The following is a 19,622-nucleotide window of genomic DNA, read 5'->3' on the forward strand; positions in this document are numbered from 1 at the left end:
GCGCTTGCCCTTTCCGGGCCTCAGCCCTTCACGGCTTTGCGGTCGGCGGGGCGGTCGGCGGGCGCCGAATCGCTTTCGGGGTCGCCGTCGCCGTCGATGTTCAGGCGTTCGCGCAATTCCTTGCCCGTCTTGAAGAAGGGGACGAATTTCTCCGCCACGTCGACCGCTTCGCCGGTGCGGGGGTTGCGGCCGGTGCGGGCCGGCCGGCTCTTGACCGAAAAGGCGCCGAAGCCGCGAATCTCCACCCGGTCGCCGCGCGCCAGCGCATCCGCCACTTCCTGGAAGATGGTGGAAACGATGCGTTCCACGTCGCGCTGATAGAGATGGGGGTTGGCAGCGGCCAGGCGCAGGATCAGTTCAGACTTGATCATGGCCCGCGCATCCCCCCGCCTTCAGCCGTCAATCGAGCCGAGGGTGCCAAACCGAGGTCAGCCCGTCAAGGGTAAGCCATTTAGGAACAAAGGCTTTTCCGCTCAGGACGGCGTCGAAGCCGCCGTTTTCGGGGGCCACCTTCACGATCGGCAGGTCAGGATCGATGCCCTTTTCGGCGGCGAGCCAGGCCATGATCTCGGTCTCGGCGCCGAGCGCGTCGACGAGTTTGAGCTCCAGGGCCTGGCGCCCGGTGAAAATGCGCCCGTCGGTCACTTTCGCCAGGGCTTCCGGCGCCAGCGCGCGCCGTTCGCCGACGATGTCGCGGAACCAGTGGAAACTGTCGTCGATCACGGCCTGAAGCGCGGCCCGGGCATCGGGTGCCATTTCCTCGAACGGCGAGGGCGAGGCTTTGAGCGGCGCCGACTTGACCTCGTTCACCGAAATGCCGATCTCGGCCATCAGTTTCGAGAATTCGGGCGACTGGATCAGCACGCCGATCGAACCGGTGATCGACGTGTCATAGGCATAGATCCGGTCGGCGGCCGTGGCGATCAGATAGGCGGCGGAGGTGCCGAGGGTGCCGATCGAGGCCACCACCGGCTTTTTCGCCGCCAGCCGGCGCAGGCTGTCGTAAAGCGCCTCGCCGCCCACCGTGGTGCCGCCCGGGCTGTCGATGGCCAGAATCACCGCCTCGACCAGGGGATCTTCGCCCAGCCGCTCAAGCAGGGCGAGGCGCTCGTCGTCGGCAATGATCAGCCCCTCGACCGCGACCCGCGCAACATGGGGGCGCAGGCTGCCGCCCAGCAGGCCCGGCAGCATCACGGTGCCCAGCGCAACGGCGAAAACCGCCGCCAGCAGCCGCCAGCGGGTGAGGCGGCGGCGCAGCAGGCGCCGGTCCTGCAACAGGTCGTCGCTTCCGTTCATGGGGATCGGGCCTCTCGCAGGTGTGGGCGGGCGGGGAAGGTTAGCCGGCTTTCCGTCCGCGGCAATGGCTTTTCACGCAGGACACCCGCCGATTGCCCCAGCCCGCACTGTCCCTACGGCAAGTTGGGGGCAATGACGTCGCCGGTGCTGCGCCGCGGCCATGACAAATAATCATTTCGGTGTATATTGCCGCCATTCTGAATTTAACGCCGGCGGCCCCCTTGTCCAGCCCCGGCCCCGCACCACACGGAAGCCGCCATGCCGAGCCTCTCCCTCCTCGCCGCCGCCAGCCCCGCCGACCTGCTCCACAGCGCCTTGACCTTCATCGACACCGGCCCCGGCTACATCGTCACCGTAATCGCCATCTTCCTGATCTGGTTCGCCTGGCGCTCGCTGATGAAGTGAGGGGGGGGGGCTGCGTTGCGCCCATGCAGGTTACTTCGATGGTGGTCGGGGGCCAGTATTTGGTGGGCTGCGTCATAGAGAGATGGCTTCGGTGTAGGTGTTCGAATGCCGCATGTCCCGCCATAACCGCCGATTGCCCTCTATAACGCGCTATAGCCGCCGATCATAGCCGATAGCCCGCTACAGCACGACACTACTGGCTGCGTCGTTACAATGCTGCTCATGTCGCGGTGGCTAGGTTCACCTGCCGCGCCACAGCTTCGGGGCTTCCTTTTCGCTCAGAATAGCGATCCGTCAGGTAAGGCGATACGTCGCGCGTCAGCAGCGTGAACTTGACCAGTTCCTCCATCACGTCGACCACCCGGTCATAGTAGGAGGACGCCCGCATCCGGCCGGCCTCATCGAACTCTTGATACGCTTTGGCGACGGAGGACTGGTTGGGGATCGTCACCATACGCATCCAACGGCCGAGCAGGCGCATCTGATTGACCGCATTGAAGCTCTGTGAGCCGCCCGACACCTGCATCACCGCAAGGGTTCGGCCCTGTGTTGGGCGGATCGCACCGACCGACAGCGGAATCCAGTCGATTTGCGCCTTCATCACTGCACTCATCGCGCCATGTCGCTCGGGACTGGTCCAGACCTGTCCCTCTGACCACAGCGAGAGTTCGCGCAGTTCCAGGACCTTCGGATGATTGACGTCAGCCCCATCGGGCAGCGGCAGGCCGGACGGATCGAAGATGCGTGTTTCTGCCCCGAAATGTTTCAGCAGTCGTTCGGCTTCGAATGTGAGGAAACGGCTGTAGGATCGTTCGCGGAGCGAGCCGTAAAGCAGCAGGATGCGCGGTGGATGGGCCGAGGGTGTCGCAGCGCGCAGCCGGCCAATGCCGGGAATATCAACGTAACCGGCATCGAGATTGGGAAGATCGTCCGGCATCAACGCTGCTCTTCCGCGAGTTCGGATACTTTGTCGCCGCGCTCATACCAGCCTTTCGAGCGGTTCACGATCCAGACGACCGAGAGCATCACCGGGACTTCGATCAGCACGCCGACGACCGTGGCAAGCGCCGCGCCCGAGTGAAAGCCGAACAGGCTGATGGCGGCAGCGACTGCCAGTTCGAAGAAGTTCGACGCGCCGATCAGCGCCGAGGGGGCGGCAACGCAATGCTGTTCGCCCGCCAGCCGGTTGAGCAGATAGGCAAGGCCGGAATTGAAATAGACCTGAATCAGGATCGGCACGGCAAGCAGGCCGATGATCGCCGGCTGCGCGATGATCTGTTCGCCCTGAAAGCCGAACAGCAGAACAAGCGTCGCCAGCAGCGCTACAAGGGAAGCCGGGCCGAGTTTTGCAAGCAGGTGGTCGAGTGCTGCCTGCCCGCCATTCGCCAGCATCCTGCGCCGGACGATCTGCGCGATGAGGACGGGAATGACGATGTAGAGCACGACGGATAGAACCAGCGTGCCCCATGGCACCGTGATCGCCGAAAGACCCAGCAGCAGCCCGACAATCGGCGCGAAGGCGACGACCATGATGGCGTCGTTGAGGGCGACCTGGCTCAGCGTGAAATGCGGCTCGCCTCTGGTCAGGTTCGACCAGACGAACACCATGGCCGTGCATGGCGCGGCGGCGAGGATGATGAGGCCGGCAATATAGCTGTCGATCTGATCGGCCGGCAGATACGGCCGGAACAGCCAGCCGATGAACAACCAGCCGAGCAACGCCATCGAAAAAGGCTTCACCGCCCAGTTTATGAACAGCGTCACGCCAATGCCACGCCAGTGTCGGCCAACTTCGCCCAATGCGGCGAAATCAATCTTGAGCAGCATGGGGATGACCATCAGCCAGATCAGCACTGCCACCGGCAGGTTGACGCTGGCGATCTCGGCAGAGCCGATCATCTGGAACACGCCCGGAAGAAAGTGGCCGAGCGCGATGCCGACGACAATACACAATGCGACCCAGAGGGTGAGATAGCGTTCAAAACCGGACATGGGTTTCCCTCAGGCCGTTGCGACGCGCCGGCCGTGTTCGTCGATCACGCGCTCGCCGTCTTCCTTGGCGAATTCACCGCGCGGCGGCGGCAACAGGTCGAGCACGTCCTCGGACGGTCGGCAGAGCCTGACACCCTTCGGGCTAACGACGATGGGCCGGTTGATGAGGATGGGATGCGCCATCATGGCATCGAGCAACTGCTCGTCGCTCAGCGCCGGGTCGCCAAGGCCCAGTTCCGCATAGGGCGTGCCTTGCTCACGCAGCAGTTCACGCGGCGCAATGCCCATGCGAGCGATAAGCTGGGTCAGCATGTCCCGAGACGGCGGTGTCTTCAGATATTCGATGACATGCGGCTCAACGCTCGCATTGCGGATCATCGCCAGTGTGTTGCGCGAGGTGCCGCAATCCGGGTTGTGATAGATGATCACGTCCATGGCCTGCCTCACGCCGCGCTGTTTCTTGGAGAGGATGCGCCATCGGATTGGCCGATCTCGGTTAGCTTTGTGCGCAGCGACGCATTGTCGAGACTGGCGACAGGCAGGGACGTGAAGGCCGAGATGCGGTTCTTCATGTAGCGGAAGGCAGCAACGAAGGCGGCTTCCCTCTGAATATCAGACCCATACACGGCCGCCGGGTCTTCGATCCCCCAATGGGCGGTCATGGGCTGGCCGGGCCAGACCGGGCATGTTTCGCCGGCGGCGTTGTCGCAGACGGTGAACACGAAATCCATGACAGGCGCGTCGGGGCCAGCAAACTCTTCCCAACCCTTCGAGCGGAAGCCGTCAGAGGGGTAGTCAAAGCTCTCCAGCACCTTCAGCGCAAAAGGACTGACCTCGCCCTTGGGCTGGGACCCGGCAGAGAAGGCGCGAAAGCGACCCTGACCATCCTTATTCAGAATGCTTTCAGCAAGGATCGAGCGCGCCGAATTGCCGGTGCAGAGGAAAAGGACGTTGAAGACGCGATCATTTTGCCCGTCAGACATGGGAGGTTCCTTTCGTGGGTTCGCAGCAGGAGGACAGCGCGGCCATCGCCGGATTGCAGACCTCCGGATGGCCCTGGCAGCAATCGTGCATGAGGAACTCGATAAGGCCGGAAAGCGTAGTCAGCGCGGCGCTGTAGATGATCGACCGCCCCTCACGGCGGGACTCGACAAGCCCCGCCTGTTCCAGATGGCTCAGATGAAAAGACATGCGCGACGATGACGCGCCATCCATCGCTTCACCGATGGCTCCGGCCGACATGCCTTCCGGCCCAGCAGTCACCAGCAACCGGACGATGCGGAGCCTTGTTTCCTGCGACAGCGCGGCGAAGGCATTGAGAGCTTGCTTCTCGTCTATCATTATCTCAATAGTTCAAGAATCATTGAGATAATAATTACGCCAAAGCCACGCCAAGCGCCAGCGGAAATCTCGACGGTCTAACCGAGCGAGACCGTGTCAATGGCCATGGCAGCATTAAGGAGGGCTATGGAGGGAAATGGCGTAGACGTAGTTCTCCGTTTCATCGGCTTCGGCCCGCCACGCCGTTCTGTGCCAAAGGATGGTAAAGCCCTGTCTCATCGAAAATCGCAGTATCGCTTCAGAGGGGGGGCGACCTGTTCCCGACCGGCGCAATGAGGTCGAGGCGCTGATCGCAGCAACCGCATTGATCCATGGCCTGCGTGTCGTGACACGGAATATTCGCGATTTTGAGGGCACCGGCGTGGTGCTGGTCGATCCCTGGCAGGGTTGACGCGGCCGGCGACCGGTCGCCAGTACCCCCCAAAACGAAACCGGGGCGCGCCATTGCTGGCGCGCCCCGATCCTGAACCCCGGCGGTGAGGTGGCGAGGATTATTCCTCGTCGCCGCCTTCGGCCTTGGCGCGGGCGCGGGACATGGCCGCGCCCAGGATGTCGCCGAGCGACGCGCCCGAGTCGGACGAGCCGTACTGGGCGACGGCTTCCTTCTCTTCCTCGATCTCGCGGGCTTTGATCGAGAGCTGGAGCTTGCGGGTGGCGCGATCGACGTTGGTGATCTTGGCGTCGATCTTGTCGCCCACGGCGAAGCGCTCGGGGCGCTGGTCCTGGCGGTCGCGGGCGAGGTCGGCGCGGCGGATGAAGCCGCGGAGACCGTCGTCGCCGACTTCCACCTCGACGCCGCCCTCGTTCACCTCGACCACCGTGCCGGTCACGACGGAGCCCTTGCGGACTTCGTTGTTGTTGGCCAGCGGGTCACGGCCGAGCTGCTTGATGCCGAGGGAGATGCGTTCCTTCTCGACGTCGACGTCGAGAACCTGCGCCCGGACGATGTCGCCCTTCTTGTAGTCCTGGATCGCCTGTTCGCCAGGACGGTTCCAGTCGAGGTCGGAGAGGTGGACCATGCCGTCCACGCCGCCATCGAGACCGATGAACAGACCGAATTCGGTGATGTTCTTGACCTCGCCCTCGATTTCCGTGCCCTGCGGGTGCTGGCCCGCGAAGGCCGACCACGGGTTCTCCAGGCACTGCTTCAGGCCGAGCGAGATGCGGCGCTTGTTGGCGTCGACCTCGAGGACCATGACTTCCACTTCCTGCGAGGTGGAAACGATCTTGCCCGGATGGACGTTCTTCTTGGTCCAGCTCATTTCGGAGACATGGACCAGGCCTTCGACGCCCGGCTCCAGTTCGACGAAGGCGCCGTAGTCGGTGATGTTGGTCACGCGGCCGAGGAACTTCACGCCCACCGGATACTTGACCGAGACGCCGTCCCACGGATCGGCCAGCAGCTGCTTCATGCCGAGCGAAATGCGCTGGGTTTCCGGGTTCACGCGGATGACCTGGACCTTCACGGTCTGGCCGATGGTGAGGGCCTCGGACGGGTGGTTGACGCGGCGCCACGCAATGTCGGTGACATGCAGCAGGCCGTCGACGCCGCCGAGGTCGACGAACGCACCGTAGTCGGTGATGTTCTTGACCACGCCTTCGAGGATCTGGCCTTCCTTGAGGTTGGCGACCAGTTCCGACCGGGCTTCGGCGCGGGTTTCTTCGAGGACGGCACGGCGCGAGACGACGATATTGCCGCGGCGACGGTCCATCTTCAGGATCTGGAACGGCTGCGGCACGCCCATCAGGGGCGTGATGTCGCGGACCGGGCGGACGTCGACCTGCGAACCGGGCAGGAAGGCCACCGCGCCCGACAGGTCGACGGTAAAGCCACCCTTCACGCGGCCGAAGATCACGCCTTCGACGCGTTGGCCCTTCTCGAACGCACGCTCGAGGATGGTCCAGGCTTCTTCGCGGCGGGCCTTCTCGCGGCTGATCACCGCTTCGCCCATCGCGTTTTCCATGCGCTCCAGGTAAACCTCGACGATGTCGCCGGGCTTCAGCTCGGCCTTCTGGCCGGGGGGCGCGAATTCCTTCAGGGCCACGCGGCCCTCGGCCTTCAGGCCGACATCAATCACCGCGAAGTCGTTTTCGATCGAGACCACGCGGCCTTCGATCACGCTGCCTTCGAGGGAATTGGCAGTGCCGAACACTTCTTCAAGCAGTTCGGCGAAATTCTCTTTGAACTCGGTCATAATCAGTCGTCTCCTAACATCTCTTGCGGGCCTGCCGGTTGTCTCCGGCGGTCTTCCCCCTTCTCCCAGGCGGGGGCACGGACAGCAAAAAACACGCGAAAGGCGCCGGGCCGTTCAGCCCCGCGCCTGCCGCGCCGTCTCGATGATGGCCTTCGCCTTCATGAAGACGTCTTCAATACCCAAATCGGAGGTGTCCAGCAAGTGCGCGTCTTCGGCCGCCTTCAGGGGGGCGGCGGCGCGGCCGGCGTCGCGAGCGTCGCGCGCCTCGATCTCGGCGGCGATGCGGGCGAGGTCGGCGCTCTCGCCCCGGGCTTCCAGTTCCAGGCGGCGGCGGTCGGCGCGGGCGGCGACCGAGGCGGTCAGGAACAGTTTCACCGGCGCCCCGGGGCAGATCACGGTGCCGATGTCGCGGCCGTCGATCACGGCGCCGGGGGCGCCGTCCGGCGGCTGGGCGGCGAAGCGGCGCTGGAAGGCGTCGAGGGCCGCGCGCACCGCCGGCATGGCGGCGACGACCGAGGCGAGATTGCCCGTCGCCTCCTGGCGGAGATCGGGGCTGGCCAGCCATTGATGGTCGAGGCGCAGCGCCGCCTTGGTCGCGTCGCTCTCGCTCGGGCTGGCATTGCCGGCGCGCAGCAGGCCGAGGGCGACGGCCCGGTAGAGCGCGCCCGTATCGAGATAGGCGAAGCCGAAGGCGGCGGCCAGCCGGCGCGCGAGGGTGCCCTTGCCGGCCGCCGCCGGCCCGTCGATGGCGACGACGAAGGGCCGCCCGCTCATTCGAGCCGCCCGCTCATTCGAGTGTCGCGCCGAGCGACGCCATCAGGGTGCCGAAGCCGGGGAAGGACGTGTCGATCATGTGAATGTCGTCGACCGTCACCGGCCGTTCCGCGGCCAGGCCCATGACCAGGAACGACATGGCGATGCGATGGTCCATATGGGTGGCGACGGTGCCGCCGCCCGGGACCTTGCCCTTGCCGGCCACGATCAGGAAATCCGGGCCGGCCTCATGGGCGATGCCGTTGGCGGCCAGGCCGGCGGCGACGGCGGCCAGGCGGTCGCTTTCCTTGACGCGGAGTTCGGCAAGGCCGTTCATCCGGGTCGTGCCGGTGGCGAAACCGGCGGCGACGGCCAGCACCGGATATTCGTCGATCATCGAGGGCGCCCGTTCGGCCGGCACGGTGACGCCCTTCAGCGCCGAATGGCGCACCCGCAAGTCGGCGACCGGCTCGCCCCCGGCAACGCGCCGGTTCAGGTATTCGATGCTGGCGCCCATCTCGATCAGCGTGTCGAACAGGCCGATGCGCAGCGGGTTCAGCCCCACATTCTCGATGATCACATCCGAGCCGGGCACGATCAGGGCCGCGACCAGCGGGAAGGCGGCGGAGGAGGGGTCGCCCGGCACGACCACGGGGGCGGCGGTCAGTTCCGGCTGGCCGCGCAGGGTCACCCGGCGGCTGCCGTCCGCGGCATCGACGATGCGGATCTCGGCACCGAAATGGCCGAGCAGGCGTTCCGAATGGTCGCGCGTCGGCTCGGGCTCGATCACCGTGGTCTCGCCCGGGGCGCACAGGCCGGCAAGCAGGATGGCCGATTTCACCTGGGCCGAGGCGACCGGCAGGCGGTATTCGATCGGCAGGGGATTGCGGGCGCCGACCACGGCCAGCGGCAGCTTGTTGCCGGCGCGGCCGACGAAGGCCGCCCCCATGCGTGCCAGCGGCTCGGTGACCCGGGCCATGGGCCGGCGGTTCAGCGAGGCGTCGCCGGTGAAGACCGCGGTGATCGGGTGGCCGGCGACGACGCCCATGAGCAGGCGGGCGCCGGTGCCCGAATTGCCCATGTCGAGGACGTCCGCCGGCTCGACCAGGCCGCCGACGCCGACGCCGTCGACCTGCCAGCGGCCGGGGCCGAGGCGGACCACCTTGGCGCCCAGGCGGCGCATGCATTCGGCGGTGCGCAGCACGTCGTCGCCTTCGAGCAGGCCCGTCACCTCGGTCCGGCCGACGGCAAGGGCGCCCAGAATCAGGGCGCGATGAGAGATCGACTTGTCCCCCGGGACCGTAACGGCGCCGGCGAGGGCGGGGCTGGATTTTGCACTTTGCGCAGGCACGTCAGGGCCTCGATGTCCGAATCGACGAGTGGTGCACTTACCACGTCGCCAATCGCTTTGACAGACCGTGCACTTCGTGGCAAAGCGACCCCCTGATTTTTCGCATGGAGAACAACCTTGGCCAAACCGGAATGGGGCGTGAAGCGGCAGTGCCTTTCCTGTGGCGCCCGCTTCTATGATCTGGGCCGCGATCCGATCGTGTGCCCGAAGTGCGAAGCGGTCTTCGAGCCTGACGCGGCGCTGAAGATCCGCCGGGTCCGCCCGGACGCGAAGGCGGCCAAGTCGAAGGCGGTCGCCGCGGCGGCGGCGGTGGTCGATCGCGACGACGAGGAAGTCGACGACGACAGCGACGAGGATACCCCCGGCCGGGCCGCGGACGAGGATGAGGACGAAGAGGACGACGCCGGCATCGAGGAACTCGACGGCGACGAGGAAGACATCATCGCCGACGCGACCGACGGCGACGAGGACGGTGACGACGACATCGACGTCGACGACGTCGAGGACGACAGCGAGGACGACGACACCCTGCTCGACGCCGACGAGGATCTCGACGACGAGGATCTCGAGGACGTGGTCGATGCCGACCTCGACCTTGACGACGAGAAGGATCGCTGAAAAAAATCTGCTTGACCGGGGCGCGGCCTGTCACTAAGTTCCGCGCCACCGCAGACGACGCCATCGTCGACCGGCCGCGAGGCAATTCAAAAACGGTAGCAGAATCAGCGGGTTAGACGGTTTGGGGCCATAGCTCAGTTGGGAGAGCGCTTGAATGGCATTCAAGAGGTCAGGGGTTCGACTCCCCTTGGCTCCACCAACCGTCTGAAGCAAAAGGAAAAGGCGACCCGAAAGGGTCGCCTTTCTTGCTTTCCGGCGCTGCGGCGCCCGGGTGCCTCCAGGGACGATCGAAGCGGGATCAGCACGACATGTCGGAACCCAACAGTCAAAAGGCTTTCCCCGTTTCCTGGGAACAGTTCCACCGCGATACCCGCGCCCTGACCTGGCGCCTGACCGCGGGGACGCGGAAATACAAGGCGATCGTCTGCATCACCCGCGGCGGCCTGGTACCGGCCCTGATCATCGCGCGGGAACTGAACATCCGCCTGATCGACACGATCTGCATCGCCTCCTACCACGACTACAAGGAACAGGGCGCGGCCCAGGTGATGAAGGGCGTCGGCCCGGAACTGGCCGACCTGGCGGCGGACGGCGGCAGCGAGATCCTGCTGCTCGACGATCTGGTCGATACCGGCAAGACGGCGCGAATCGTCCGCGACATGCTGCCCAAGGCCCATTTCGCCACGGTCTATGCCAAGCCCATGGGCCGGCCCCTGGTCGATACCTATGTGACCGAGGTCAGCCAGGACACCTGGATCTATTTCCCCTGGGACATGGGCCTCAGCTTCCAGCCGCCGATCGCCGGCTGATCAGGGCCGCCGCCGTCCGGTGCAGGATGGCATGGCGCCCGGCCAGCGCGGCGACGTCGTCCATATAGCCGCCGCCGATGACGCCGGCCACCGGCAGCCCCGATTCCCGCAAGGCGGCCAGCACATGGCGGTCGCGGGCGGCGATGCCCTCGTCGCTCAGGGCCAGAAGGCCCAGCCGGTCGTCGGCATGGACGTCGACGCCGGCATTGTAGAAGGCGAGATCATAGGGGCCGGCGGCCAGCGCCCGCGCCAGGGCCGGCGCCAGGGCGGCCAGATAGTCCGCGTCGCCCGTCCCCGCCGGCAGGTCGATGTCGAGGTCGCCCGCCTCCTTCCGCACCGGGAAATTGGCGCCGCAGTGAACCGACAGGGTGAAGACCGACGAATCGCCCCGGAAGATCGCGGCCGTGCCGTCGCCTTGATGGACGTCGAGATCGACGATCAGGGCCCGGCGGATCAGGCCCTCGGCCTGCAGGGCGCGGACGGCCACCGCCACGTCGTTGAAGATGCAGAAGCCGGCGCCGCTGTCCGCCCGGGCGTGGTGGCTGCCGCCGGCGGTATTGCAGGCCAGCCCGTGGCGCAGCGCGAGCCGGGCGGCCAGCAGCGTGCCGCCCCCCGCCAGCAGGGCGCGCCGCGCCACCCCGTCGTCCACCGGCAGGCCGATTCGCCGCTCGATCGCCGGCGGTACGGCACGGGCGAGCACGGCATCGACATAGGCGGCGTCATGGACGCGCAGCAGGGCGTCGCGCGGGATCGGGGCGGGGACATGGGTATTGGCCGGCGCGGCCAGCCCCTCCGCCTGCAGGCGGGCGAAGAGCAGGGCGAATTTCGCCATGGGGAAGCGATGCCCGGCGGGCAGGTCCGGGGCGTAGCCTTGATGGTGGACGAGCGGCAATGGAATGGGCTTACCTTCCTTGCCCGGCGGTTCAGCGGAGAATGCCATGAAGCTCGTCTCTTTTCTCGATGGCCAGCGCCTCGGCTACGGCGCCGTGAAGGATGGGGGGATCGTCGACCTGTCGGCCCGCCTCGGCGCCGAAGCCCCGACGATCAAGGATTGCATCGCGACCAGCCTTGGCAAGGCGGCGCTGGAAACCGGCCGCGCCGCGCCCGATCTGGCACTTGCCGCGGTGAAACTGCTGCCGCCGGTGCCGGCGCCGGGCAAGATCCTGTGCATCGGCGTCAATTATGCCGATCACGCGGCGGAGATGGGACGGAAACCCCCGCCCTATCCGACCGTCTTCACCCGCTTCGCCGATACGCTGGCCGGCCCCGGCGACGACCTGATCCTGCCGCGGAATTCGGCCGATTTCGATTATGAGGGCGAATTGGCCGTGGTCATCGGCCGGCCGGCGCGCCATGTCCGCGAAGCCGACGCCATGGCCCATGTCGCCGGCTATTCGATCTTCCAGGATGCCTCGGTGCGCGATTTCCAGCGCCATACCGGCCAGTTCACCCCGGGCAAGAATTTTCCCGCCACCGGCGGCTTCGGCCCCTGGCTGGTGACGGCGGACGAGATCCGCGACCCCCATGCGCTCTCGATCGAGACAATGGTGAACGGCACGGTCCGCCAGCACGGCAGCACGGCGGACATGATCTTCCGCATTCCGGCGATCATCGCCTATCTCTCGTCCTTCACCGCCCTGCACCCGGGCGACGTGATCGCGACCGGCACGCCCTCCGGCGTCGCCGCCGGCCAGACCCCGCCGCCCTGGCTGAAGGCGGAAGATGTGGTCGAGGTCGAGATCGGACAGATCGGATTGCTGCGCCACCGCGTATCAGAGGAGGGATGAGGCCCGGGATCGAGCCTCGTCCGAGCCTTTTGGAGCGCTGGGATGAGCAGTCTCGATCGCATGCTGAGAATTCTGGACCTTTTCGCCGCGGAAAAGCCGCGCTGGACGGTCGAACAGGCGATGGCGCGCACGGGGTATTCCCGGTCGACCATCTATCGCTATTTCAAGAGCCTGGCCAATGCCGGGCTGGTCTCGCCCGGGCCGGACGGGGCCTATGTCCTCGGCCCGGCGGTGATCGGGCTCGACCGGCTGATCCGGCTCTATGACCCGCTGCTGACCGCGGCGCGGCCCCATCTGACCGATCTGGCCCGCACGCTCGGGCTGGTCGCCGTGGTCGAGCCCTACCGCGACCGGATCGTCGTCACCCATGTCGAGGCGGGGCCCGCGGCCGACGTGCCCCCGGACCTGCTGCGCGGCCTCACCGTCGAGCCTTTCGACAGCGCGGCCGCCCGGGTCCTGCTTGCCCATGACCATGTCCGCAGCCTGCGCCGCCTGCACGACGTGGCGGCGCCGGCGATCGCGGCGGCGGGGCTGGGCGACGGCTGGCCGGCCTTCCGGCAGGCGCTGCGGGTGCAGCGGCGCGTCGGCTTTGCCGTCCATGCCGGGGCGGGGCCGGTCGGCGCCCTGCGGGTGGCGGTGCCGGTCTTCGGCGCTGGCGACCGGGTGGTCGCGGCCATCGCGGTCCCGGCCGGCGAGCGCGACAGCGCCCGCGTCGGCGATCTCCTGGTCCGGGCCGCGCGGCGGATTTCCGCCGTGCTGCTGGATCAGTCCGCGGGCGACAGGCGGGCGATGGCGGTGGCGGAATCCTGGCGTCCCGCCGCCCCGATGGCGAGAGCCGCGGCGCCGACCACCGCCGAACGGGGCAGGCTGGCGTAGAGATGGGGGAAGAGGTCGCCCCCGCGGGAGACTTCGTAGACCAGCGCCGGCCCCAGGCGGTCGGCGGCGACGGCGACCAGGACCAGATCGCCGCGACCGGCGAAATGCCGGTCCAGCGTGCCCTGGACCTGATGCGCGTCGGAAAAATGGATGAAGCCGTCGGCCAGGTCGACCGGCGCCCCGGCAAAGACCCCGGAGGCCTGGAATTCGTCCCAGGCCGCCGTGTCCATGATCTTGTAGACGGTTTTTCCGGTCATGCCGTGGCCAGGTCGCCGGCCAGGCCCTGGCGGATCAGCTTCGCCGTGTTGGCGACGCCGAACAGGGCGATGAACGAGCCCATGCGCGGGCCCTGGGGCTGGCCGAACAGCACTTCGTAATTGGCCTTGAACCAGTCCCGCAGGCTGGGGAAGGGGTGGCGCTTGCCGATTTCGAAGACTTCGGTCTGCAGGGCTTCCGCGCTCTGGTCGGCTGGGTTTGTCTCCAGCCAGGCGGCCAGTTCCTCCAGGGCCGCGCGCTCGACCTCGGTCGGCAGGCGGAACTGGCGGGTCGGCTTTTCATAGTCGCGGTAATAGGCGATGGCATGGCCGACCAGATCGTCCAGCACCGGCTGGTTCTCCGGCGTGGCGCCCGGCGCGTAGCGGCCGATGAAGCCCCAGAGCACGGCCTTGTCTTCCGAGCCGACGACGCCGGCAAGGTTCAGCAGCAGGCCGAAGGTGATCGGCAGCTTCACCACCGGCGGCTGCCCGGAATGGATGTGATAGACCGGGTTTTCCAGTTGCTTCGCCGGCTCCTGGCCGGGATAGGCGGCCAGATGGTCGAGATAGTCGTCGACCTGGCGCGGGATGACGTCGAAATAGAGCCGCTTGGCCGTCTTCGGCTGGCTGTACATGAACAGCGACAGGCTTTCCGGGCTGGCATAGGTCAGCCATTCCTCGATCGTCAGGCCGTTGCCCTTCGACTTCGAGATCTTCTGGCCCTTGTCGTCCAGGAACAGTTCGTAGTTGAAGCCGTCCGGCGGCAGGCCGCCCAGGGCCCGGCAGATCTTGCTGGACGTCTTCACATTGTCGATATGGTCTTTCCCCGACATTTCGTAATCGACGCCGAGGGCGGCCCAGCGCAGCGCCCAGTCCGGCTTCCACTGCGCCTTGCAGCCGCCGCCGGTCACCGGCGTCTCGAAGCTCTCGCCGGTCGCGGGGTCGGTCCAGCGGATCAGGCCCTTGGCGGTGTCGCGCCCCTCGATCGGCACCTGCATGACGGCGCCGGTCTTCGGGTGCACGGGCAGGAACGGGGCATAGGTCTGGCGCCGCTCGTCGCGCAGGGTCGGCAGCATGATGGCCATGACCTCGTCATAGACATCGAGCATGCGCAGCAGCATGGCGTCGAGCCTGCCCTCGGCATAATAGTCGGTGGCCGAGGCGAATTCGTATTCGAAGCCGAAGCGGTCCAGGAACGAGCGCAGCATGGCATTGTTGTGATGGCCGAAGCTGTCGAACTTGTGGAACGGGTCCGGCACCTTGGTCAGCGGCTTGCCCAGGTTGGCGCGCAGCAGGGCCTGCTCGGGCACGTTTTCCGGCACCTTGCGCATGCCGTCCATGTCGTCCGAGAAGCACAGCAGCTTCGAGGGGATCTTGCCGTCGGTCAGGATGTGGAAGGCATAGCGCACCATGGTGGTGCGCGAAACCTCGCCGAAAGTGCCGATATGCGGCAGGCCCGAGGGGCCGTAGCCGGTCTCGAACAGGATATAGCCCTTGTCGAGCACTTCCGGTTTTTTCTCGATCCGCGCCAGCAGTTTCCGTGCCTCCTCGAAGGGCCAGGCACGGGCTTTCAGGGCAAGCTCGCGGATCTCGCTCGACATCTCTCGACAACTCCTTTGGCGTGCAGCGCCTTCGCTGCGCGTCCGTTCCTAAGCGTGCGCAGGGCTTTCGTCAATTCAATGGCGACGCATGGGCGCCACCCGCCCGGGCGGGTGCGGCGCGCGACGGGGCCATCGGGCGATCCTCACCGCTCGTCGTCATAAAGCCCCGCGCGCGTCCAGGGGCCGACGTTGGCGACAGGCTGATGCTCGAGACGCGACAGCAATGCTGCCCGCGCCGCCGATGCGGTGCTGTCGCTCCCGTCTGCGGGGACGATGCGCGCGACAGGCCGCCCGCGCTCGCCGTGCGGAATGCCGTCGGCATCCGCTGTGGAGATGGTTTTTCCCATGGCTGCCTACAGTATTGGGAACCATGCGCTTCGCAAGCGCGGAGGCGCCGGGGTTCATAATCCCTGGCGGGGGGGCGGGGGCGCTCTATCATCGCCGGATGGCCGAATCGTCCTCCCTTGCCGTCGCCCTGCCGCAGCTCGACCTGCCGGCCCTTGCCGTCGGCGTCGGCAAGGCGGTGGTGGTGCGCCCGACCGGCGAGATCGAGGACCTGTCCCTGCGCGATGCCGCCCTGGTCGCCGATTCCGGGCAATTGCTGGTCGCCCATGCGCCGCTGACGGCGCGGCGCCTGGGGGTGACGGCGCTCAGGGCCTTCGACGTCCTCGAACTTTTCGCCTTCGTCCGGCCGGCGCAATTCTGCCTGCCCAGTGCCGCCGGCCTCGCCCGGCTGTTCGGCCTGGACGAGCCGCGCGACCTCGCGGACGAGGCCATGGTCCTGCCCGAGGTGGCGATGGCCCTGCTGCGCGAATTGCGCCAGGCCCGCGACGGCGCGGAGGCGGCGCGCATCGCCTTCACCATGGGGCGGGGCGGCTGGGCCTGGGCGCCCCTGGTGCTGGCGGCGCTGGGCCGGGCGGATGGGGGCGAGGGCCGGGGCTCGGGCCTCGACGTCTGGAACCGCCTGCCGGAATGGGAGGAGCCGGCGCCGCCGCCGCCGCCCCTCGGCCTGCCGGTCTCGGCCGAGGAGGCGCGGGCGGCCCTGGCCGCGATCAAGGGCCCGGACGCCGAGGAACGCCCGGCCCAGGGCGACTATGCCGCCACCGTGGCCGAGGCGTTCGGCCTCCGCGACATGGCGGGCATGCCCCGCGTCGTGCTGGCCGAGGCGGGCACGGGCATCGGCAAGACTCTCGGCTATATCGCGCCGGCGGCGGTCTGGGCGCGGAAGAACAAGGCGGCGGTCTGGCTTTCGACCTATACCAAGAACCTGCAACGGCAATTGGACCGGGAATTGTCCCGCCTCTACCCCGATCCGGCGGAAAAGGCCCGGCGGGCGGTGATCCGCAAGGGCCGGGAGAATTACCTCTGCCTGCTCAACCTCGAAGAGGTCGCGGGGCCGGGCGGGGTGGCCCCGGGGGCGAGCGCCATTGCCATCGGCCTCGTCGTCCGCTGGGCCCGCCACAGCCGCGACGGCGACATGGTGGGCGGCGATTTCCCGACCTGGGCGATCGAACTGCTGGCCGGCGCCCGCCTGGGCGCGCTGACCGACCGGCGCGGCGAATGCATCCATTCCGCCTGCCCGCATTTCCGCAAGTGTTTCATCGAACGCGCCCGGGCGCGGGCCAAGACGGCGGAAATCGTCGTCGCCAACCATGCCCTGGTGATGATCCAGGCGGCCCTGGCGGGCGAGGCGCGCGACCTGCCGTCGCGCTATGTCTTCGACGAGGGGCATCAGGTCTTCGATGCCGCCGACAGCGCCTTTTCCGCCCGGCTGACCGGGGCGGAGACGGCGGAACTGCGCCGCTGGCTGCGCGGGGCCGAGGCCGGCCATCGCCGCGCCGGCCGCGGCCGCGGGCTGGAGCGGCGGATCGGCGACCTGATCGCCGGCGACGAGGCCGCCGAGACCGCCCTCCAGGCGGTGCGCCGCGCCGCCGCCAGCCTGCCGGGCGAGGGCTGGACGGCGCGGATCGCCGGGGGCAGCGCCGCCGGCCCGGTCGAAGCCTTCCTGGCCGAGGCCCGCCGCTTCGTCACCGCCCGGGCGATCGACCAGCGCGGCGGCTTCGCCCTGGAAGCCCCGGCGATCGAGCCGGCCCCGGACCTGCTGGAGGCCGCCCGGACGGTCGACGGCGTGCTGCGCAGCCTGGCGGAGCCGGCGGCGGCCCTGAAGGCCCGCCTGGCCGAACGGCTGGACAAGGACGCGGAAGACCTGGACACGCCCACCCGGCAGCGCCTGGAAGCCGGGATCCGCAGCCTGGACCGGCGCCTGTCGCAGCCGGTGACCGCCTGGCGCGCCATGCTGCGCACCCTGGAGACGGTCGCCGATGGGCCGGAACCCGTGCCGGCCCCCTTCGTCGACTGGCTGGCGATCGAGCGCGACCGCGGGCGGGAGGTCGATGTCGGCCTCCATCGCCATTGGCTGGACCCGACGGTGCCCCTGACCGGCGCCCTGCTGGAACGGGCCCACGGCGTCCTCGTGACCTCGGCGACCCTGCGCGACAGCAACCCCCAGCTGGCCGACGACTGGCAGGCGGCGGAGGCGCGGACCGGCGCCGGCCACCTGATCCTGCCGGCGAAACGGGCCAGTTTCGCCTCGCCCTTCGATTATGCCGAACAGTCGCGGGTCCTGATCGTCAACGATGTCCGCCGCGACGAGGCGGACGAGGTCGCGGCCGCCTACCGCAGCCTGTTCCTGGCGGCGCGGGGCGGCGGGCTCGGCCTGTTCACCGCGGTCGAGCGGCTGCGCCGGGTCCATGCCCGGATCGAGCGGCCGCTGGATGCGGCGGGGATCCGGCTCTATGCCCAGCATGTCGATCCGATGGATGTCGGCACCCTGGTCGACCTGTTCCGGGCGGAGGAGAATGCCTGCCTCCTCGGCACCGATGCGGTCCGGGACGGGGTCGACGTGCCGGGGCGGGCGCTTCGCCTCATCGTCTTCGACCGGGTGCCCTGGCCGCGCCCCAGCCTGTTGCACCGCGCCCGGCGCGAAGCCTTCGGCGGTGCCGCCTATGACGACATGCTGGTGCGCTTCCGCCTGCGCCAGGCCTTCGGCCGGCTGATCCGCCAGGCGGGCGACCGGGGCGTCTTCGTCCTGCTCGACGCCATGACGCCGACCCGCCTGCTGCCCGCCTTTCCACCGGGGGTGACGGTCGGCCGGGTCGGCCTGGCCGAGGCGGTTACCACCGTCCGCGCTTTCCTGGCCGAATGACCGCCTTGCCGAGCCGGCGGCGATCCTCTATTCCTGCCGGCCGACAGAAATAGGACAAAACGGGCATGACCGAACGCATCAGCCACCATGACGCCCTGATCTGGGTGATGGTCTGTGTCGCCGCCTCGGACGGCGACATGACGGACGGCGAGCTTCACGCCATCGGCGAGATCGTGAAGACCCTGCCGGTGTTTCGCGGCTACGACGTCAACCGGCTGCCCGATTCCGCCCGCGCCTGCGGTGCCATGCTGCATGCGCCGAAGGGGCTCGAGGAAGTGATGCGCATGATCGGCCTCGGCCTGCCGGCCGAACTGCACGACACTGCCTATGCCCTCGCCTGCGAACTGGCGGCGGTCGACAGCAAGCTGGACCTGACCGAGGCCCGCCTGCTGCAACTCGTCCGCGCCGGCCTCAAGGTCGACCGCCTGACCACGGTCGCCATCGAGCGCGCGGTCCAGGCCCGCTATCGCCGCGCCTGAGCCCTACGAGGCCGGGCCGATCCGGGGGTAGCGCCGCTCCAGGGCGGTGACGATCAATTGCTTCAGGCTTGAAACCGGGTCGCTGCGGTCGACGATGCCGACCACCCGCCGGCGCACCACCGGCGGGATATCGACCGGCTCCGGTTCGCTGAGCATGACCACCGGCGCCCGCGAGCCCAGCCGCGCCGCCGCCTCGACCACCCGCAGCGACTCCCAACCGCGCAGGTCGCCGTCGATGATGATGACGTCGGGGCGGCCTTCCAGGATACGCCGCATGGCCGAGTAGCCGTTGGGGGCCGAATCCGTCTCGAATCCCCAAGATGTAATATAGTCTTTTAATGCCGGGAGGTTCGCCGCATCGTCGTAGACGATGAGTATTTTCGGCCTTTCCTGAAGTATTTTAAGGATTTTCTCCATTATTCTTGGCTTTCGTGCGCAGTGCGGTGCTTGGTGCCCGGGATGGTGCTCCCCATGTTTATTTATCGATTTCGTTACGTTTTTTTCGCATCGCGCGAAAGATAGGTCAAACGTCAAAATAACCAACATCTGGTCGTTTTGGCGATAAGCGCGGCCATTCCTCCCCCGATCGGCGGGCGGGAGGACTGCGCGGAAGCGATGTCGGCAGGGGGCGGCGGCATTGCTGCCTGGGGCCCGGGCCCG

Annotated in this window: 23 protein-coding genes and 1 tRNA gene; 9 read left to right on the forward strand and 15 right to left on the reverse strand. The window is 67.6% G+C overall.

The genetic code is table 11. The features are described from left to right. Positions 1-20: 20 nt before the first annotated feature. Positions 21-371 carry an integration host factor subunit beta gene (gene ihfB / locus DKG75_RS21535; protein WP_109923262.1) on the reverse strand — a complete coding sequence of 117 codons (351 nt, stop codon included), beginning with the start codon at positions 369-371 and terminating at the stop codon, positions 21-23. 28 nt (positions 372-399) lie between these two features. Next, a complete protein-coding gene (gene sppA / locus DKG75_RS21540) occupies positions 400-1,296 on the reverse strand; it encodes a signal peptide peptidase SppA (protein WP_109923263.1) in 897 nt (298 codons plus the stop codon). A 258-nt stretch (positions 1,297-1,554) separates the two neighbouring features. Here sppA and DKG75_RS23110 point away from each other — a divergent pair, with 258 nt between their 5' ends. Further along, positions 1,555-1,701: a hypothetical protein gene (locus DKG75_RS23110; protein WP_166646293.1), complete on the forward strand. Its 147-nt coding sequence runs from the start codon at positions 1,555-1,557 to the stop codon at positions 1,699-1,701. Positions 1,702-1,921: 220 nt separating this feature from the next. Here DKG75_RS23110 and arsH read toward each other — a convergent pair whose 3' ends face one another. From arsH to DKG75_RS21565, 5 genes are read right to left on the reverse strand one after another with little or no spacing between them, the layout of a single operon-like run. Beyond that, the gene (gene arsH / locus DKG75_RS21545; RefSeq protein WP_109923264.1) at positions 1,922-2,638 is read right to left on the reverse strand and encodes an arsenical resistance protein ArsH; all 717 of its coding nucleotides are present in this window, start codon (positions 2,636-2,638) and stop codon (positions 1,922-1,924) included. Beyond that, entirely contained in the window at positions 2,638-3,693 is a 1,056-nt protein-coding gene (gene arsB / locus DKG75_RS21550) for an ACR3 family arsenite efflux transporter (RefSeq protein ID WP_109923265.1), read from the reverse strand. The genes arsH and arsB overlap by 1 nt, the downstream gene beginning before the upstream one ends. Positions 3,694-3,702: 9 nt before the next feature. Continuing rightward, a complete protein-coding gene (gene arsC / locus DKG75_RS21555; protein WP_109923266.1) occupies positions 3,703-4,128 on the reverse strand; it encodes an arsenate reductase (glutaredoxin) in 426 nt (141 codons plus the stop codon). An 8-nt stretch (positions 4,129-4,136) separates the two neighbouring features. Then, positions 4,137-4,676 (reverse strand): arsenate reductase ArsC, encoded by a 540-nt coding sequence (locus DKG75_RS21560; protein WP_109923267.1) that lies wholly within the window; start codon positions 4,674-4,676, stop codon positions 4,137-4,139. Continuing rightward, positions 4,669-5,034 (reverse strand): ArsR/SmtB family transcription factor, encoded by a 366-nt coding sequence (locus tag DKG75_RS21565; protein ID WP_341809829.1) that lies wholly within the window; start codon positions 5,032-5,034, stop codon positions 4,669-4,671. Before DKG75_RS21565 ends, DKG75_RS21560 begins: the two co-directional genes overlap by 8 nt. A 199-nt stretch (positions 5,035-5,233) precedes the next feature. Between DKG75_RS21565 and DKG75_RS21570 the strand changes: the two genes are divergently transcribed. Beyond that, the gene (locus DKG75_RS21570) at positions 5,234-5,425 is read left to right on the forward strand and encodes a PIN domain-containing protein (RefSeq protein WP_211315715.1); all 192 of its coding nucleotides are present in this window, start codon (positions 5,234-5,236) and stop codon (positions 5,423-5,425) included. Between the two features lie 100 nt (positions 5,426-5,525). On the opposite strand, the gene rpsA is transcribed toward DKG75_RS21570, so the two are convergent. The 3 genes from rpsA to aroA all read right to left on the reverse strand — a co-directional run bounded on the left by rpsA (position 5,526) and on the right by aroA (position 9,333). Continuing rightward, positions 5,526-7,229 (reverse strand): 30S ribosomal protein S1, encoded by a 1,704-nt coding sequence (rpsA, locus tag DKG75_RS21575; RefSeq protein WP_109923268.1) that lies wholly within the window; start codon positions 7,227-7,229, stop codon positions 5,526-5,528. Positions 7,230-7,343: 114 nt separating this feature from the next. Continuing rightward, positions 7,344-8,003: a (d)CMP kinase gene (cmk, locus tag DKG75_RS21580; protein WP_109923269.1), complete on the reverse strand. Its 660-nt coding sequence runs from the start codon at positions 8,001-8,003 to the stop codon at positions 7,344-7,346. A 13-nt stretch (positions 8,004-8,016) separates the two neighbouring features. Further along, positions 8,017-9,333: a 3-phosphoshikimate 1-carboxyvinyltransferase gene (gene aroA / locus DKG75_RS21585; protein ID WP_109923270.1), complete on the reverse strand. Its 1,317-nt coding sequence runs from the start codon at positions 9,331-9,333 to the stop codon at positions 8,017-8,019. A gap of 117 nt (positions 9,334-9,450) precedes the next feature. Between aroA and DKG75_RS21590 the strand changes: the two genes are divergently transcribed. From DKG75_RS21590 to gpt, 3 genes are all read left to right on the forward strand, one after another. Next, a complete protein-coding gene (locus DKG75_RS21590) occupies positions 9,451-9,951 on the forward strand; it encodes a TIGR02300 family protein (protein ID WP_109923271.1) in 501 nt (166 codons plus the stop codon). Between the two features lie 123 nt (positions 9,952-10,074). Then, positions 10,075-10,150 (forward strand) — tRNA-Ala (locus DKG75_RS21595). Between the two features lie 109 nt (positions 10,151-10,259). Continuing rightward, positions 10,260-10,760, forward strand: coding sequence for a xanthine phosphoribosyltransferase (gpt, locus tag DKG75_RS21600; RefSeq protein WP_109923272.1), 501 nt, complete (start codon positions 10,260-10,262; stop codon positions 10,758-10,760). Here gpt and DKG75_RS21605 read toward each other — a convergent pair. Continuing rightward, a complete protein-coding gene (locus tag DKG75_RS21605) occupies positions 10,732-11,700 on the reverse strand; it encodes a histone deacetylase family protein (RefSeq protein WP_109923273.1) in 969 nt (322 codons plus the stop codon). The two genes, gpt and DKG75_RS21605, sit on opposite strands and share 29 nt — an antisense overlap. On the opposite strand from DKG75_RS21605, the gene DKG75_RS21610 reads away from it, so the two are divergent. Next, complete coding sequence (locus tag DKG75_RS21610; protein ID WP_109923274.1) at positions 11,699-12,547, forward strand: fumarylacetoacetate hydrolase family protein; 849 nt, start codon at positions 11,699-11,701, stop codon at positions 12,545-12,547. The genes DKG75_RS21605 and DKG75_RS21610 overlap by 2 nt on opposite strands. Before the next feature lie 42 nt (positions 12,548-12,589). After that, on the forward strand, positions 12,590-13,423 hold the full coding sequence (locus tag DKG75_RS21615) for an IclR family transcriptional regulator (protein ID WP_109923275.1): 834 nt from the start codon (positions 12,590-12,592) through the stop codon (positions 13,421-13,423). On the opposite strand, the gene DKG75_RS21620 is transcribed toward DKG75_RS21615, so the two are convergent. From DKG75_RS21620 to DKG75_RS21630, 3 genes are all read right to left on the reverse strand, one after another. After that, positions 13,312-13,680 carry a DUF952 domain-containing protein gene (locus DKG75_RS21620; protein WP_109923276.1) on the reverse strand — a complete coding sequence of 123 codons (369 nt, stop codon included), beginning with the start codon at positions 13,678-13,680 and terminating at the stop codon, positions 13,312-13,314. The two genes, DKG75_RS21615 and DKG75_RS21620, sit on opposite strands and share 112 nt — an antisense overlap. Next, positions 13,677-15,278, reverse strand: a complete 1,602-nt coding sequence (locus tag DKG75_RS21625; protein WP_109923277.1) for a lysine--tRNA ligase — start codon at positions 15,276-15,278, stop codon at positions 13,677-13,679. The genes DKG75_RS21620 and DKG75_RS21625 overlap by 4 nt, the downstream gene beginning before the upstream one ends. Positions 15,279-15,421: 143 nt before the next feature. Next, positions 15,422-15,625 carry a type II toxin-antitoxin system prevent-host-death family antitoxin gene (locus DKG75_RS21630; RefSeq protein WP_109923278.1) on the reverse strand — a complete coding sequence of 68 codons (204 nt, stop codon included), beginning with the start codon at positions 15,623-15,625 and terminating at the stop codon, positions 15,422-15,424. 98 nt (positions 15,626-15,723) lie between these two features. On the opposite strand from DKG75_RS21630, the gene DKG75_RS21635 reads away from it, so the two are divergent. Then, a complete protein-coding gene (locus DKG75_RS21635; RefSeq protein ID WP_109923279.1) occupies positions 15,724-18,483 on the forward strand; it encodes an ATP-dependent DNA helicase in 2,760 nt (919 codons plus the stop codon). 65 nt (positions 18,484-18,548) lie between these two features. Then, positions 18,549-18,962, forward strand: coding sequence for a tellurite resistance TerB family protein (locus DKG75_RS21640; RefSeq protein WP_109923280.1), 414 nt, complete (start codon positions 18,549-18,551; stop codon positions 18,960-18,962). Positions 18,963-18,965: 3 nt separating this feature from the next. Here DKG75_RS21640 and DKG75_RS21645 read toward each other — a convergent pair whose 3' ends face one another. Then, the gene (locus DKG75_RS21645) at positions 18,966-19,508 is read right to left on the reverse strand and encodes a response regulator transcription factor (RefSeq protein ID WP_109923281.1); all 543 of its coding nucleotides are present in this window, start codon (positions 19,506-19,508) and stop codon (positions 18,966-18,968) included. Positions 19,509-19,622 lie beyond the last annotated feature (114 nt).

Source organism: Zavarzinia compransoris, from assembly GCF_003173055.1.
Taxonomy (GTDB): Bacteria; Pseudomonadota; Alphaproteobacteria; order Zavarziniales; family Zavarziniaceae; genus Zavarzinia; species Zavarzinia compransoris.

Coding starts and splice junctions, on each gene's coding strand:
- ihfB (WP_109923262.1), bottom strand. CDS start 371: ATGATCAAGTCTGAACTGATCCTGCGCCTGGCCGCTGCCAACCCCCAT.
- sppA (WP_109923263.1), bottom strand. CDS start 1,296: ATGAACGGAAGCGACGACCTGTTGCAGGACCGGCGCCTGCTGCGCCGC.
- DKG75_RS23110 (WP_166646293.1), top strand. CDS start 1,555: ATGCCGAGCCTCTCCCTCCTCGCCGCCGCCAGCCCCGCCGACCTGCTC.
- arsH (WP_109923264.1), bottom strand. CDS start 2,638: ATGCCGGACGATCTTCCCAATCTCGATGCCGGTTACGTTGATATTCCC.
- arsB (WP_109923265.1), bottom strand. CDS start 3,693: ATGTCCGGTTTTGAACGCTATCTCACCCTCTGGGTCGCATTGTGTATT.
- arsC (WP_109923266.1), bottom strand. CDS start 4,128: ATGGACGTGATCATCTATCACAACCCGGATTGCGGCACCTCGCGCAAC.
- DKG75_RS21560 (WP_109923267.1), bottom strand. CDS start 4,676: ATGTCTGACGGGCAAAATGATCGCGTCTTCAACGTCCTTTTCCTCTGC.
- DKG75_RS21565 (WP_341809829.1), bottom strand. CDS start 5,034: ATGATAGACGAGAAGCAAGCTCTCAATGCCTTCGCCGCGCTGTCGCAG.
- DKG75_RS21570 (WP_211315715.1), top strand. CDS start 5,234: ATGGTAAAGCCCTGTCTCATCGAAAATCGCAGTATCGCTTCAGAGGGG.
- rpsA (WP_109923268.1), bottom strand. CDS start 7,229: ATGACCGAGTTCAAAGAGAATTTCGCCGAACTGCTTGAAGAAGTGTTC.
- cmk (WP_109923269.1), bottom strand. CDS start 8,003: ATGAGCGGGCGGCCCTTCGTCGTCGCCATCGACGGGCCGGCGGCGGCC.
- gpt (WP_109923272.1), top strand. CDS start 10,260: ATGTCGGAACCCAACAGTCAAAAGGCTTTCCCCGTTTCCTGGGAACAG.
- DKG75_RS21610 (WP_109923274.1), top strand. CDS start 11,699: ATGAAGCTCGTCTCTTTTCTCGATGGCCAGCGCCTCGGCTACGGCGCC.
- DKG75_RS21605 (WP_109923273.1), bottom strand. CDS start 11,700: ATGGCATTCTCCGCTGAACCGCCGGGCAAGGAAGGTAAGCCCATTCCA.
- DKG75_RS21615 (WP_109923275.1), top strand. CDS start 12,590: ATGAGCAGTCTCGATCGCATGCTGAGAATTCTGGACCTTTTCGCCGCG.
- DKG75_RS21620 (WP_109923276.1), bottom strand. CDS start 13,680: ATGACCGGAAAAACCGTCTACAAGATCATGGACACGGCGGCCTGGGAC.
- DKG75_RS21625 (WP_109923277.1), bottom strand. CDS start 15,278: ATGTCGAGCGAGATCCGCGAGCTTGCCCTGAAAGCCCGTGCCTGGCCC.
- DKG75_RS21630 (WP_109923278.1), bottom strand. CDS start 15,625: ATGGGAAAAACCATCTCCACAGCGGATGCCGACGGCATTCCGCACGGC.
- DKG75_RS21635 (WP_109923279.1), top strand. CDS start 15,724: ATGGCCGAATCGTCCTCCCTTGCCGTCGCCCTGCCGCAGCTCGACCTG.
- DKG75_RS21640 (WP_109923280.1), top strand. CDS start 18,549: ATGACCGAACGCATCAGCCACCATGACGCCCTGATCTGGGTGATGGTC.
- DKG75_RS21645 (WP_109923281.1), bottom strand. CDS start 19,508: ATGTTGGTTATTTTGACGTTTGACCTATCTTTCGCGCGATGCGAAAAA.